This is a genomic window from Achromobacter sp. SD115 (assembly GCF_017355315.1).
Lineage (GTDB): Bacteria > Pseudomonadota > Gammaproteobacteria > Burkholderiales > Burkholderiaceae_B > Achromobacter > Achromobacter xylosoxidans_B.
On sequence record NZ_JADIJM010000010.1, the window covers coordinates 23,907 to 37,143 of the forward strand.

Sequence of the window (13,237 nt, forward strand, 5' to 3'; positions counted from 1 at the left end):
GAGAGGCTGGCCATGAAGCCCCTGCTGGCGGTCGCGTCCGTCCTGATCAAGTCCATCACGGTGCTGCTGGCCGTGGCGGTCATCAACTTCATGCTGGTGCGGATGGCGCCGGGCGATCCCGTCAGCGTCCTCGCCGGCGAGGCGGGCGCCTCCGACCAGCAGTACATCGACCAGTTGCGCAAGGAGTTCAACCTGGACAAGCCGCTGCCGGTGCAGTTGGCCGGCTACCTGGGTTCCATGGCGACGCTGAACCTGGGCTTCAGCTACCGCCAGCAACAACCGGTGTGGGACCTGATCGCGGACCGCCTGCCCGCCACGCTGGTGCTGGCGATCCCCGCGTTCCTGCTGTCGCTGCTGGGCGGCGTGCTGCTGGGGGTACTGGCGAGCAAGTACCGCGGCACCTGGAAGGATTCCGCCATCACCGCGGGATCGCTCGCCTTCTACGCCACGCCCATCTTCTGGGTGGGGCTGATGCTGGTGCTGCTGTTCTCGGTGCAACTGGGCTGGTTTCCGCCCTTCGGGCTGGAGGCCATGGGCTCCGGCAAGAGCGGCCTGGCGCGCGCGCTGGACATCGCCCACCACGCGGTGCTGCCAGTGCTTACCCTGGCGGCGTTCAACCTCGCGCTGTATGCCCGCATGACGCGGGCCTCGATGAACGAGGTGCAGACCGCCGACTTCGTCAAGACCGCCTGGGCCAAGGGCCTGTCGCCCGCCCGCGTGGTCTGGGTGCACCAGCTGCGCAACGCGGTGCTGCCTGTCATCACCCTGGCCGGCATCCAGGCCGGGCAGCTGATCGGCGGGTCGGTGCTGGTGGAGACGGTGTTCGCCTGGCCCGGCATCGGCCGCCTCGCCTTCGACGCGCTGATGCAGCGCGACTACCAGGTGCTGCTGGGCGTGTTCTTCTGCACTTCGCTGATGGTGGTGGCCTTCAACCTCATCACCGACCTGATGTACCTGCTGATCGACCCCCGTATGCGGAGTGCTGCATGAAAGGCCTGTCCAAACGCTTTGCCAAGAACGTCGGCGCCGTCGCGGGCCTGCTGGTGCTGTGCCTGATCGTGCTGATGGCGCTGGGCGCCAACGGCCTCTATCCGGAAAATCCCTGGGACCCGTCGGTCGCGCCCTTTCTCAAGCCGCTGCAGGAGTCCGGCGTGTGGCTGGGCTCGGACTCGCTGGGACGCGACATTGCCTCCGGCATCGTGCACGGCGCGCGCGCCTCGCTGCTGGTGGGCTGCGTCGCCACCGCCGTGGCGCTGGTGATCGGCCTGGCCGTGGGCATCCCCGCCGGCTTCCTGGGCGGGCGCAGCGACGAAGTCCTGATGCGCCTGACCGAGATCTTCCAGACCATCCCCAGCTTCTTCTTCGCCATCGTGCTGGTGGCCATATTCCAGCCCTCCTTCGCCTCGGTGATCGCGGCGGTGGGGCTGGTGAGCTGGCCGCCGGTGGCGCGGCTGGTGCGGGCCGAATTCATGCGCGTGAAGTCCAGCGAATTCGTCGAGGCCGCGCGGGTGCAGGGCCTGTCGAACCTGCGCATCGTCCTCGCCGAGATCCTGCCCAACTGCCTGTCGCCGTTGATCGTGATGGCTTCGCTGATGGTGGCCAACGCCATCCTGCTGGAAAGCGCCATCAGCTTCCTGGGCCTGGGCGATCCCAACCTGATGAGCTGGGGCTATATGGTGGGCGCGTCGCGCTCGCTGCTGCGCCTGGCGTGGTGGATGTGCCTGTTCCCCGGCATGGCCATCTTCCTGACCGTACTGGCCATCAACCTGGTGGGCGAAGGCCTGAACGACGCGCTCAACCCGCGTCTGCACCGCAAGGGACAATAACCGTGAACGGCTTGCTCCAGATCGAAGACCTGTCCATCAAGCTGCCCGCCGGCGCCGACCGGCCCTACGCGGTCGAAGGCGTCAGCCTGGACATCGCGCCGGGCGAAATCGTCTGCGTGGTGGGCGAATCCGGCTCGGGCAAATCCACGCTGGCCCACGCCGTGCTGAGCCTGCTGCCGCGCGGCGTGAACGTCAGTAGAGGCGCGATACGGCTGGACGGCCAGGCGCTGACCGGCCTCAGCCTGGGCGCGCTGCGCAAGATCCGCGGCAAGCGCATTGCCATGGTGTTCCAGGAGCCGCTCAGCGCCCTGAACCCGCTGATGCGCTGCGGCGACCAGATCGTCGAGATGCTGCGCGAGCATGGCGCATCCGATGCCGCGCAGAACGCCGAACGCCTGGCCGCGCTGCTGGTGTCGGTGGGCCTGGACGACCACCGCCGCATCGCGGACTCCTATCCCTTCCAACTGTCCGGCGGCCAGCGCCAGCGTGTCATGATCGCCATGGCGCTGGCGCTGGAGCCCGAGATCCTGATCGCCGACGAACCGACCACGGCGTTGGACGTGACCACCCAGGCCCAGATCCTGGAGGTGCTGCAGGACATCCAGAAACGCAAGAACCTGGGCGTGCTGTTCATCACCCATGACTTCGGCGTGGTCTCGGAAATCGCCGACCGCATCGTGGTCATGAAGGATGGCCGCGTGGTCGAGACGGGCGCCGCCGCGCAGGTGCTCAACCACCCCCAGGCCGATTACACCCGCCGCCTGCTGGCCGCGGTGCCCTCGTCCGTGCCTCCGCCGGCGGCCCCGGTCGCGGCCCAGGCGCTGCTGTCCGTGAGCGGGCTGCGCAAGACCTATGTACGCAAGGGCGGCCTGTTCAAGCCGGCGCGCCAGTTCCCGGCGGTGCGCGAGGTCAGCTTCGAGATCGCCCGCGGCGAGACCGTCGGGCTGGTGGGCGAATCCGGATCGGGCAAATCGACCATAGGCCGCATCATCGCCGGCCTCATCGGCGCCGACGGCGGCTCGGTGCGCCTGAAGGACGCCGACCTCACCGCGCGCGGCGCCTTCGACGACGTCGCCGTGCGCCGCTCGGTGCAGATGGTGTTCCAGGACCCCTACGGTTCGCTCAACCCGCGCCACCGCGTTTCCACCATCCTGACCAGCGGACTGGTCGCGCAAGGCGTGCCGCGCGAACAGGCGTTGCGGCGCGCGCGCGAACTGATGGAACTGGTGCGGCTGGACGCCTCGGCGCTGGACCGCTATCCGCATGAATTCTCGGGCGGACAGCGCCAGCGGCTGGGCCTGGCGCGCGCCATCGCGGCCCAGCCCGAGCTCATCATCGCCGACGAGCCGGTATCGGCGCTGGATGTGTCGGTGCAGGACCAGGTGCTGACGCTGCTGAAGGAACTGAAGGACAAATTGCATCTGTCGATGCTGTTCATCACCCACGACCTGCGCGTGGCGGCTCAGCTCTGCGACCGCATCGTGGTGCTGCAGCAAGGCGCCATCGTCGAGCAAGGCCCGGCCGCGCAGGTGCTGCAGGCGCCGTCGCATCCCTACACGCGGCAGCTGATCGACGCAGTACCCGGCCGCCAGTGGAAATAGACCCGATGCCCAACGCCGCCCTCTTCCCGTTCATCCCCCCGGCTATCCAGGAATCCCAACGATGAAGGCCCTGCTTTCCCCCCTGCACGACGCCGACTGGACCGGCAACGCCCTGGTCCGCGGCCTCCTCAAGCCGCACCACGACGCGCGCGGCCGCGGCCGCGAGATCGAAGCGGCGCTGCGCGACCTCGGGCTGGATTGCCAGACCGTCGGGCCGCTGGCCCAAGGCGTGCCGGAGCTGACGCAGATCCACACGCCCGGCTACCTGGCCTATCTGCAAAGCGCCTGGGCCGAATGGCGCAAGGCGCCCGACGCCTCGTTCGAGGTACGCCCCAATATCTGGCCCAACCGCCACTACCCCGACATGCGCGCCACCACGCCAGTAGCCATGGCCGGCCGCTACCTGGCCGATGGCGCCACGCCCATCGTCGAGGACACCTGGCGCAACGTCTACGCCAGCGCCGAAACGGCGGTGGCTGCCGCCCAGGCCGTGCTGGACGGCTCGTCCAGCGTGTACGCGCTGGTGCGGCCCAGCGGCCACCACGCCATGGCTGACATGGGCATGGGCGGCTGCCTGCTGGCCAATACCGCGCTGGCCGCGCAACGCCTGGCCGGGCAATGGGGCCGCGTCGCGATCCTGGACATCGACGTGCATCACGGCAACGGCACGCAGCAGATCTTCTATGGCCGCGACGACGTGCTGACCGTCTCGATCCATGGCGATCCCGCCAGCCTCTATCCCTTCTGCAGCGGCTACGGCGATGAAACCGGCAAGGACGCGGGCGAGGGCTACAACCTGAACCTGCCGCTGGCGGCGGGCACCGAAATCGCCGGCTATCTCAGAGCCTTCGAGCCCGCCCTGGAGCGCATCGAACAATTCAAGCCGCGCGCGCTGGTGGTCGCCACCGGCTACGACACCTTCCGCGGCGACGCCTTCGGCAACCTCAGCCTGGACACGCCCGACTACGCCCTGCTGGGCAGGCGCATCGCGCAACTAGGCCTGCCCACGCTGTTCGTGCAGGAAGGCGGCTACGCCATCGACGCCCTGCGCGCCAACACCCGCTCAATGCTGGAAGGCTACCTGGGCCATGCCCGCTAGGCCCGCCGATCGCCACAGACCTGGAATCCCATGCAATCCTCATCCACACCCCGCGTCGCGCTGATCAGCGGCGCCAGCCGCGGCATAGGCCTGGCCATCGCCCGCGAACTGCTGGCCAACGGCTGGTGCATCAGCGCCGGCACCCGCAGCGCCACCGAAGCCTTCGACGGCTTTCCTTCCGCGCAGGTGCACCGCGCCCGCTTCGACGCCGAGGACCCCGCCAGCGAGGACGCCTGGATCGAATCCGCCATGGCGCGCTTTGGCCGTATCGACGCGCTGATCCACAACGCCGGCATCCTCAGCAAAACCCCGGTCGTCGAGGCCACGGACGATGAATTCGACCGGCTCTTCGCCGTCAACGTCAAATCGCCCATGCGCCTGACGCGCAAGGCCTGGCCGCATCTGATCGCATCGGGCGCGGGCAAAGTGCTGGTCATGGCCTCGCTGGCCGGCAAGCGGGTCCGGGCGCCCGAGGGCACGCTCTACGCCATGAGCAAATTCGCCGTGCTAGCGCTGGCCCATGGCATCCGCCACTGCGGCGATCCTCACCAGATACGCTGCACCGCCATCTGCCCGGGTTTCGTGGCCACCGACATGGCGGATGGCGTACCTGCGGAAATCAAGACCCGCCTGACCCAGCCCGAAGACATCGCCCGCATGGCCCGGCTGGTGCTGGAACTGCCGCCCAGCGCCAGCGTGGCCGAGATCCCCATCAGCTGGCAGGTGGAATCGGAGTACTAAGCATCCTGGCCCGCAGCCTCCAGCACCACGGCGCGGAACTCCTGCATCAGCGGCGACCAGGTGGCGCCGTGGCGCGTGACCAGCGCCATGCTGCGCCGCAGGGGCCGGCCCAGCGCCACCGGCAGCTCGGCGATATCCGGGGCCAACGCGCTGTGCGGCATCAGCGCCAGCAGGTCGGAGCCGGCCAGCAATGCCAGCGCGCCCCCTGAAAAATGCTGCACTTCCAGCGCCGCCGACGGCGGCGCCAGTCCCGCTTCGGCATAGCGGGCCTCCAACGCCTGGCGCGCCACCGAGCCCTGCATGGGCAGGATCCAGCGCTGGCCGGTCAGGTCGCGCAGCGCCAGCTTGCGCCGCGAGGCCAGCGGATGCTTGCGGCTGGCAGCCACGCACAGGCCGTCCTCGCGGATCGGTTCCTGGTGCAGCGAACCCGGCACGTCGGCATAGATCGGCGTCACCGCCAGGTCCAGCTTGCCGCCCGCGACCTGCTCATTGAGATCGTCCGACTGCCCTTGCGTCAGCTGCACCCGTAGCGCTGGCCGGCGCGGCAGCAGGCGGCGCAGCGCCGGTATCACCACGCTGTCGACCGTGGCGCCGGTGGCGCCGATGCGCAGCAGCCCGGCCTCGCCCAGGCGCAACTCCATCGCATTGCGCACGGCGTCGCGGTATTCCGCCCACAGCCGCTGCGCATGTTCGCGGAACGCCAGGCCCGCCGAAGTCAGCCGCAGGCCGCGCCCGCCGCGGTCCAGCAAGGCCAGTCCGGTGTCGGCTTCCAGCCGTTGCAATGATTTCGACAGCGCCGGCTGGCTGACGCCGCAGGCGGCAGCCGCGCGGTCCAGGTTGCCGTGCTCCACCACGGCCAGGAAATATTCGATGTCACGTAGCGACAGATTCATAATCATTGGTTATGCATAAACTCAGCTTCAGGAATATTAAGCCGAGCCCGCGCTCCTAGAATCCCTGGATAAACCCGAGGACCGACAGGAGGCGCAGCGCGTGGACAAGAAGCCCAATATCGTATTGATCGTGGCCGACAACCTGGGATGGGGCGAGCTGGGCTGCTACGGCGGCGGCGCCCTGCGCGGCGCGCCCACGCCCAATATCGACCGGCTGGCCGCCGAAGGGCTGCTGCTGCAGAACTTCAACGTGGAAAGCGATTGCGTGCCTACGCGCTCCGCGCTGATGAGCGGCCGCCACCCCATCCGCACCGGCTGCCTGCAATCCGTGCCTCCGGGCCTGCCGCAAGGATTGGCGCGCGACGAAATCACCCTGGCCCAGCAATTGTCGGGCCAGGGCTACGCCACGGCGCACTACGGCAAGTGGCACCTGGGCGACATCCCCGGCCGCTATCCGTCCGACCGCGGCTTCGACGAGTGGTACGGCATTCCGCGCACCACCGACGAAAGCCAGTTCACCTCATCCATCGGTTTCGACCCCTCGGTCGCCGACATTCCGCACATCATGCAGGGCCAGGCTGGCGCGCCTTCGGAAAACATCAAGGTCTACGATCTGGAGACCCGCCGCGGCATCGACGCCGAACTGGTCGAGCGCTCCGTCGGCTTCATGCGCAAGCATGCCGCGGCCGGGCGCCCCTTCTTCCTGTACCTGCCGCTGGTGCATCTGCATTTTCCCACCCTGCCGCATCCGGACTTCGCGGGCCGCACCGGCGCCGGCGACTTCGCCGACTCCATGGTGGAAATGGACCACCGCGTCGGCCAGATCGTGCAGGCGGTGGACGAGCTGAATCTGCGCGACGACACCGTGTTCATCTTTTGCAGCGACAACGGCCCGGAATTCCGCAAGCCTTACCGCGGCACCGCCGGCCCCTGGACGGGTACCTACCACACCGCCATGGAAGGCAGCCTGCGCGTGCCCTTCATGATCCGCTGGCCGGGCAAGGTGCAGCCGGGCCAGGTCTCCAACGAGATCGTGCACGTCACCGACCTGTACACCACGCTGTCGCGCATCGGCGGCGCATCCATTCCGCAAGACCGGCCCATCGACGGCATCGACCAGACCGACTTCTTCACCGGCGCCTGCCCGGCGTCGGCGCGCGAGGGCTTCCTGTTCTATATCAAGAACGACCTGCGCGCAGTCAAATGGCGCGACTGGAAGCTGCATTTCTATTGGGAGCCCGAGGTCAACGAAGGCAAGGGCAAACTGGAGTCGCCGTACCTGTTCAACCTGAAGCAGGACCCCAAGGAAGAAAGCGACATCCTCATCTTCAATACCTGGGTGCTGGGGCCTATCCTGAAAATGGTGCAGTCCTTCAACCAGTCCTGCGCCGCGCATCCGAATACGCCGCCCGGCAAGCCGGACCCGAGCTGAAACGCGCGGCGGCCTGAGCAAAAGAACATCAAGGGGAACACATGAAATTCGCTATCCGCTGCTGCGCGCTGCTGCTGGGCGCCGCGCTGACCGCCACCGCCAGCGCGGCGGACGCCAAGCTGGAATGGCCCGGCAAGCAGATCACCTGGGTGATCGGCTTCGTGCCGGGCGGCACCGCCGACGTACTGACCCGCATCGCCGCCCAGGAACTGGCCCGGCGCAGCGGCCTGAACGTCATCGTCGAAAACCGCCCCGGCGCCGCAGGCGCCATCGCGCTACAGCTGGTGGCGCGCAGCAAGGCCAGCGACGGCTACCTGCTGACCGTACCCGGTCCGTTGATCTACCCCACGCCCCAGCCCGAAATCGGCCGCGAGCTGGCGCCCGTGATCCTGATGGCCCAAGGCCCCATGGTCATCGTCGGCCCCGCCAAGGACGCCAAGCCGTCCTTGCAGGACGTGCTGGCCGATGCCCGCCAGCGGCCCGAGGCCTGGAGCTACGGCAGCTCAGGCAACGGCACCTCGCAAAACCTGGCTGGCGAACTGCTCAACCAGTACGCCGGCACCCGCATCGTGCACGTGCCCTACAAGGGCGGCGGCCAGGCGGTGGCCGACGTGGCCGGCGGCCAGATCCCCCTGGCCATCCTGGGCTCGGCCCCGGTCATGCCCCAGATCAAGGCTGGCGTACTCAAGGCCTACGCCGTCACCACGCCCTACCGCCTGGACAGCCTGCCCGACGTGCCAACCGTGGAAGAAACCGGCTTCAAGGGTTACGCCGCCACCCAATGGTTCTCGGTCGCGGCCAGCAAGGACATCCCGGCCGCGCAGCTGGATCAGGTCAACGCCGCGCTACGCGCCGCCGTGGCCACGCCGGAGTTCAAGGCGGCCCTGGAAAATGCCGGCATGATCGCCGGCGGCGGTTCGCGGGATGAATTGCAGTCATTCATCCAGGCGGACAGCGCCAAGTGGCAGAAACTGATTGATAGCGGGGCGGTGAAGCTGGCGAATTGAGCGCGGCGGCGCACTAGCGCGCCGCCTCCTCGGATTCGAACAAGCTCTTGCCGTGCCGGTGCAGCAGCGCCAGCAGACGGCCGGCGGCCGGCGACAGCGGCAGGTCCTTCAGATAGGTCAGGCCGAAGTTCCGCTGCAGTGTCGTAGCGGCCAACGGAATCTCCCGCAACTGGCCGCGGCTGGCCCGGATCGTCCTGCGCGAAACAAAGCTCAGCAAATGCGTGTCCGCGATAACGCGCGGAATCAAGGGAATCGAATTGGTCTCGATCTGCACCATCAGCGGCGGCAGCCCGCGAGACGCGAACACCTGGTCCAGCCAGCCGCGGCTGGCCACCGAAGCGTTGGGCAGCGCCCAGCGGTAGCGGCCCAGGGTTTCAAGATCGACAGGCTGTTGGCCGAAAATGGGATGGCTGCGCTCCGCCGCAACAACAACCATGTCCCTGAGCAAGGTGTCGCAGGCGAACTCGCTCTCCTGCTCGGGCACGAAACCCAGGATCAGGTCCAAGCCTCCATCGCGCAACTCGACGCGCAACTCGTAATTCATGCGGATGGCGAGTTGCAGGCGGACGTCCGGCGCCTCTTCCAGCAACAGGCGCGAAATGGTGGGCAGCAGATACTCCGCTCCCAACGGGCCGCTGCCCAGCCGCACCAGACCCGCCGTTCCGCTGCCCAGCGCGGCGACTTCCGCCCGCGCCGCCTCGGCCGCGCCCAGCAGCGGCCTGGCCCGCGCCAGCAGCGCCGCGCCCGCCGCGCTCAGGCGCTGGCCGCGGCCGTCCTTCTCGAACAGGCGCGCGCCCAGCGAGGCCTCCAGACGGTCCACCGCCTTGGTCAGCGTGGGTTGGCTGCGGTGCACGACTTCCGCCGCGCGCCGGGTGCTGGCGTGCTGAGCGATGGCGACGAAGTACTTCAGGTCGCGCAGGTCCATGAGGCAGATCTCCGCAAGGCAAATTGATCAATAAAACGATTCGTTTGATGAAAATTTTAAAGTAGACGGAATCAATTGGCGAAATCCACAATGCTCCAAAAATCATGGAGACAACCGTGGCCTTCGCCTCGCAGCCGCACACCGTACTGGTCACCGCACCCAAGCTGGCTCCCGCCGGCGCCGAACTGCTTGCACAGTCGGGCGCCCGAGTGCTGTATCTGCCCGCCCTGGGAACCGCCGAAGATGTCGCGCGCATCCTGGCGCGGGAACCGGTGGATGCCGTTATTTCAAGAACGGTCGATCTGACTGCCAGCGCCATCGGCTCCTGTTCCACGCTGAAGGTGATCTCCAAGCACGGCGTGGGCGTCAGCAACATCGACGTAGCCGCGGCCACCGCGCGCGGCATTCCCGTCTACATGACGCCAGGAGCCAATGCGCAATCCGTCGCGGAACTGACGCTGGGCCTGTTGTTCGCCGTTGCCCGCCGCCTGTCGTGGATGGATGCCGAAATCAAGGCTGGCCGCTGGTCCCGCACCCAGGACGGCCTGGAACTGAGCGGCCGCCGGCTGGGACTGGTGGGTTTCGGCCAGGTCGGCCAGCGCGTTGCGCGGGTATGCCAGGCCCTGGGCATGATCGTGCACGCCCACGATCCTGCGTTGCGTGGCGGCGCCAGTCCCGTCGCGGGCGTCCAGTGCTGGGAGGATCTGGACGCCATGCTGGCGCAAAGCGACGTGCTCAGCCTGCACGTGCCGCTCAATCCGCATACCCGCGGGCTGATCAATGCCGAACGACTGGCCCTGCTGCCACGCGGCGCGATCCTCATCAACACGGCGCGCGGCGAAGTTGTGGACGAAGCCGCCTTGATCGGCGCGCTATCCGCCGGACGACTGCGCGGCGCCGGCCTGGACACGATGACGGTGGAGCCTCTGCCCGCGGACAGCCCGCTGCTGGCGCTGCCCAACGTGGTGCTCACGCCGCATGTCGGCGGCTCCACTCCGGCCGCCCTGGATGCCATGGCGGCGGGCGCCGCCCGCAATGTCCTGGGCTGGCTGCAGGGACGGCCCGCGGATTCCGGCGCCTGTGTCAATCCACAGGTTCTGGCAACCCCTTCCCATCCCCTCTGACGACATGGACTCCTGAAGCATGACCGTAGAAGCAAGCACCAAGAACTGGCCGCCCGGCTATCGCATCAATCCGCGCGCCGAAGGCGCCGACCCCGCCGTCGTCGCCGCATTCCTGGGACTGCCCGTGGCCGCCATCGGCGACGCCATGAGCCGCAACGTGGGCACGGTGGGCCTGCGCCAATACCATGCCCGCCTCGACACCACGATGTGCGGCCCCGCCCTCACCGTGCGGGTGCGCCCCGGCGACAACCTGATGATCCACAAGGCGCTGATGATGGCGCAGCCCGGCGACGTGCTGGTGATCGATGGCGGCGGCGACCTGACGCAGGCGCTGGTGGGCGGCCTGATGCGCACCACCTGCCTGGCCAGGAAACTGGCCGGGCTGGTGATCGACGGCGCAGTGCGCGACCTGACCGAATGGGCCGAAGACGGCATGCCGATATATGCGAAGGGCCACACGCACCGGGGCCCGAGCAAGGACGGTCCCGGCGAAATCAATGTGCCCATCAGTTGCGCCGGACTGGCCGTGCTGCCCGGCGACCTGATCGTGGGAGACGCCGACGGCGTCATCGCCATCTCCGCCGCGGATGCCGCCGGCGTGTTGGCCAGGACCCTGGCGCACCTGGACAGGGAGGAAGTCATCCGTGCCGGCAATCGCAGCGGCACGTCGGATCCTGAACGCTTCGACGCAGTCCTGCGCGCCAAGGGACTGCCGATCTGAGCCAAACGTCCCGTGTCGAGGACGGAACATAAAACCAGAACCCAAGAGGAGACATCCATGCAACGACGTCAATTCCTGCAGGCAAGCCTGCTGGCGCTGGCCACCCCCGCCGCCCTGGCGCAAGCCGGCTGGCCTCAGCAAGCCGTACGGCTGATCGTGCCGTTTCCGCCCGGCGGCGGCACCGACACCGTATCCCGACTGCTGGCCGAGAAACTGACCACCCTGAAGAAGTGGAACGTCATCGTGGACAATCGTCCAGGCGCGGCGGGCAACATCGGGCTGGATGCCGTGGCCAAGGCCCCAGCGGACGGCTATACGCTGGGCATGGCCCAGACTTCCAATCTGGCGATCAACCCCGCGCTGTACTCAAAGATGCTGTTCGATTCGCTGACGGATTTCCAGGCGATCGGCGAAGTGTGCGCTCAGCCCGTCGTGCTGGTGGTGCGCGACGATTCCCCGTTCAGGACGCTGGCTGACTTCGTCAAGCAAGCTGGGCTACATCCGGGCAAGTACACCTTGGCCCAGGCCGGCATGGGCACCGTGGGCCATCTGGCCGGCGAAATGCTGGTGCGCAGCGCCAAGATCAAAGTGCTGCAGGTGCCCTACAAGGGCGCGGGCCCAGCCATGAACGATCTGCTGGGCAATCAAGTGGATACCTATATCGGCAGCAGCGCATCGGTCATGTCGCAATTGCAGACAGGCAAGATCCGCGCGCTGGCAGTGACGTCCGCGCAGCGCCTCAAGGCGCTGCCCGACGTGCCCACTGTGGCCGAACAGGGCCATCCCGGCTTCGAAGCCACGACATGGCTGGGCCTGGTAGGTCCGGCGAAGCTGCCCCCGGAATTGGTCCAGGCCATCAACCGGGAACTCGTGCACATCCTGGCACAACCTGATGTGCAGGAACGGCTGGTCGCCGAAGGCAATGTTCCCACGCCAGGCACGCCGCAAGCCTTTCAAAAACTCATCCGCGACGAACACGCGAAGTGGGGAAAATTGATTCGCGAAGCCAATATCAGGATCGATTGAATCGGACGGCAAGCCGGCATCCGCCGGCTTGTCCTATCCTGAACAGTTCGCCTGAGTATCTCGCCTTGTCAGGCTCGCTGCCCCGCCCTCAACTCATATACACGCCGCCATTGATCGCGTAGTTCGCCCCCGTCACGAACGCCGCCTCGTCCGATGCCAGCCAGGCGCACAGCCCCGCCAGATCCTTGGCCGTGCCGAGACGGCCCACCGGCACGCTTTCGATGATGCGGTCCAGCAGGGCCGGCGGAAACGCCTTCACGGTATCGTCGGCGATGAAGCCCGGCGACGCCAGGTTGACGGTCACGCCGCGCGCCGCGACTTCCTGGGCCAGCGAGCGGGTGAAACCGATGACGGCGCCCTTGGCCGTGGCGTAGTTGATCTGGCCGATCTGGCCTTTCTCCGCCGCGACGGAGCCGATGTTGATGATGCGGCCCCAGCCCCGGTCGGCCATGCTGTCGACCACCTGCTTGGTGGTGTTGAACAGCGTATCCAGATTGCTGCGCAGCACCGCCGACCAGTCCGCGTGGCTCATCTGGCGGAACCGCATGTCCAGCATGGCGCCGGCATTGTTGACCAGCACGTCGATCTCGCCGACTTCGCGCCGCACCTTGGCGAAGGCCGCCTCGGTCGAGACCCAATCCGTGGCGTCGCCCTCGGACGCGATGAAGTCGTAGCCCAGGGACTTCTGTTCCTTCAGCCAGTGCTCCTTGCGCGAGGAGCGCGGCCCGCAGCCCGCCACCACGCGGTGTCCCGCAAGTTGCAGCGCCTGGCAGATCGCGGTGCCCGTGTGGCCCATTCCGCTGGTGACGTAAGCAATGCGCAAAGCCATGTACTTCCCCTTT

At 67.6% G+C, this 13,237-nt stretch carries 13 protein-coding genes; 10 read left to right on the top strand and 3 right to left on the bottom strand.

Annotation, left to right across the window (positions count from 1 at the left end; genetic code table 11):
- Window positions 1-12 precede the first annotated feature (12 nt).
- From IPU70_RS15675 to IPU70_RS15695, 5 genes are all read left to right on the top strand, one after another.
- Window positions 13-990, top strand: coding sequence for an ABC transporter permease (locus tag IPU70_RS15675; RefSeq protein ID WP_088155783.1), 978 nt, complete (start codon window positions 13-15; stop codon window positions 988-990).
- A complete protein-coding gene (locus IPU70_RS15680) occupies window positions 987-1,826 on the top strand; it encodes an ABC transporter permease (RefSeq protein ID WP_207468538.1) in 840 nt (279 codons plus the stop codon). Before IPU70_RS15675 ends, IPU70_RS15680 begins: the two co-directional genes overlap by 4 nt.
- 2 nt (window positions 1,827-1,828) lie before the next feature.
- A complete protein-coding gene (locus tag IPU70_RS15685) occupies window positions 1,829-3,427 on the top strand; it encodes an ABC transporter ATP-binding protein (protein ID WP_207468539.1) in 1,599 nt (532 codons plus the stop codon).
- Between the two features lie 61 nt (window positions 3,428-3,488).
- Window positions 3,489-4,526 (top strand): histone deacetylase family protein, encoded by a 1,038-nt coding sequence (locus IPU70_RS15690; RefSeq protein ID WP_207468540.1) that lies wholly within the window; start codon window positions 3,489-3,491, stop codon window positions 4,524-4,526.
- Between the two features lie 30 nt (window positions 4,527-4,556).
- Window positions 4,557-5,267, top strand: a complete 711-nt coding sequence (locus IPU70_RS15695) for an SDR family NAD(P)-dependent oxidoreductase (RefSeq protein ID WP_207468541.1) — start codon at window positions 4,557-4,559, stop codon at window positions 5,265-5,267.
- Here the strand turns inward: IPU70_RS15695 and IPU70_RS15700 are convergent.
- Complete coding sequence (locus IPU70_RS15700; RefSeq protein WP_242702526.1) at window positions 5,264-6,166, bottom strand: LysR family transcriptional regulator; 903 nt, start codon at window positions 6,164-6,166, stop codon at window positions 5,264-5,266. The two genes, IPU70_RS15695 and IPU70_RS15700, sit on opposite strands and share 4 nt — an antisense overlap.
- Window positions 6,167-6,260: 94 nt before the next feature.
- On the opposite strand from IPU70_RS15700, the gene IPU70_RS15705 reads away from it, so the two are divergent.
- Window positions 6,261-7,592 carry an arylsulfatase gene (locus IPU70_RS15705; protein WP_207468542.1) on the top strand — a complete coding sequence of 444 codons (1,332 nt, stop codon included), beginning with the start codon at window positions 6,261-6,263 and terminating at the stop codon, window positions 7,590-7,592.
- Window positions 7,593-7,633: 41 nt separating this feature from the next.
- On the top strand, window positions 7,634-8,599 hold the full coding sequence (locus tag IPU70_RS15710; RefSeq protein ID WP_207468543.1) for a tripartite tricarboxylate transporter substrate binding protein: 966 nt from the start codon (window positions 7,634-7,636) through the stop codon (window positions 8,597-8,599).
- A gap of 13 nt (window positions 8,600-8,612) precedes the next feature.
- Here the strand turns inward: IPU70_RS15710 and IPU70_RS15715 are convergent, their stop codons facing one another.
- Window positions 8,613-9,524 (bottom strand): LysR family transcriptional regulator, encoded by a 912-nt coding sequence (locus IPU70_RS15715; protein WP_207468544.1) that lies wholly within the window; start codon window positions 9,522-9,524, stop codon window positions 8,613-8,615.
- 116 nt (window positions 9,525-9,640) lie between these two features.
- Here IPU70_RS15715 and IPU70_RS15720 point away from each other — a divergent pair, with 116 nt between their 5' ends.
- The 3 genes from IPU70_RS15720 to IPU70_RS15730 are packed head-to-tail and all read left to right on the top strand — an operon-like array spanning window position 9,641 to window position 12,395.
- Window positions 9,641-10,648, top strand: coding sequence for a hydroxyacid dehydrogenase (locus IPU70_RS15720; protein ID WP_371818956.1), 1,008 nt, complete (start codon window positions 9,641-9,643; stop codon window positions 10,646-10,648).
- A gap of 19 nt (window positions 10,649-10,667) precedes the next feature.
- Window positions 10,668-11,369 (top strand): RraA family protein, encoded by a 702-nt coding sequence (locus IPU70_RS15725; RefSeq protein WP_207468546.1) that lies wholly within the window; start codon window positions 10,668-10,670, stop codon window positions 11,367-11,369.
- Between the two features lie 57 nt (window positions 11,370-11,426).
- Window positions 11,427-12,395 carry a tripartite tricarboxylate transporter substrate binding protein gene (locus IPU70_RS15730; protein WP_207468548.1) on the top strand — a complete coding sequence of 323 codons (969 nt, stop codon included), beginning with the start codon at window positions 11,427-11,429 and terminating at the stop codon, window positions 12,393-12,395.
- Between the two features lie 88 nt (window positions 12,396-12,483).
- Here the strand turns inward: IPU70_RS15730 and IPU70_RS15735 are convergent, their stop codons facing one another.
- The gene (locus tag IPU70_RS15735) at window positions 12,484-13,224 is read right to left on the bottom strand and encodes an SDR family oxidoreductase (RefSeq protein WP_207468549.1); all 741 of its coding nucleotides are present in this window, start codon (window positions 13,222-13,224) and stop codon (window positions 12,484-12,486) included.
- Window positions 13,225-13,237: the final 13 nt, after the last annotated feature.

Bases quoted from the DNA above. Each gene is read 5' to 3' on its own strand.
- IPU70_RS15675 (WP_088155783.1), top strand. From the start codon at position 13: ATGAAGCCCCTGCTGGCGGTCGCGTCCGTCCTGATCAAGTCCATCACG.
- IPU70_RS15680 (WP_207468538.1), top strand. From the start codon at position 987: ATGAAAGGCCTGTCCAAACGCTTTGCCAAGAACGTCGGCGCCGTCGCG.
- IPU70_RS15690 (WP_207468540.1), top strand. From the start codon at position 3,489: ATGAAGGCCCTGCTTTCCCCCCTGCACGACGCCGACTGGACCGGCAAC.
- IPU70_RS15695 (WP_207468541.1), top strand. From the start codon at position 4,557: ATGCAATCCTCATCCACACCCCGCGTCGCGCTGATCAGCGGCGCCAGC.
- IPU70_RS15700 (WP_242702526.1), bottom strand. From the start codon at position 6,166: ATGATTATGAATCTGTCGCTACGTGACATCGAATATTTCCTGGCCGTG.
- IPU70_RS15710 (WP_207468543.1), top strand. From the start codon at position 7,634: ATGAAATTCGCTATCCGCTGCTGCGCGCTGCTGCTGGGCGCCGCGCTG.
- IPU70_RS15715 (WP_207468544.1), bottom strand. From the start codon at position 9,524: ATGGACCTGCGCGACCTGAAGTACTTCGTCGCCATCGCTCAGCACGCC.
- IPU70_RS15725 (WP_207468546.1), top strand. From the start codon at position 10,668: ATGACCGTAGAAGCAAGCACCAAGAACTGGCCGCCCGGCTATCGCATC.
- IPU70_RS15730 (WP_207468548.1), top strand. From the start codon at position 11,427: ATGCAACGACGTCAATTCCTGCAGGCAAGCCTGCTGGCGCTGGCCACC.
- IPU70_RS15735 (WP_207468549.1), bottom strand. From the start codon at position 13,224: ATGGCTTTGCGCATTGCTTACGTCACCAGCGGAATGGGCCACACGGGC.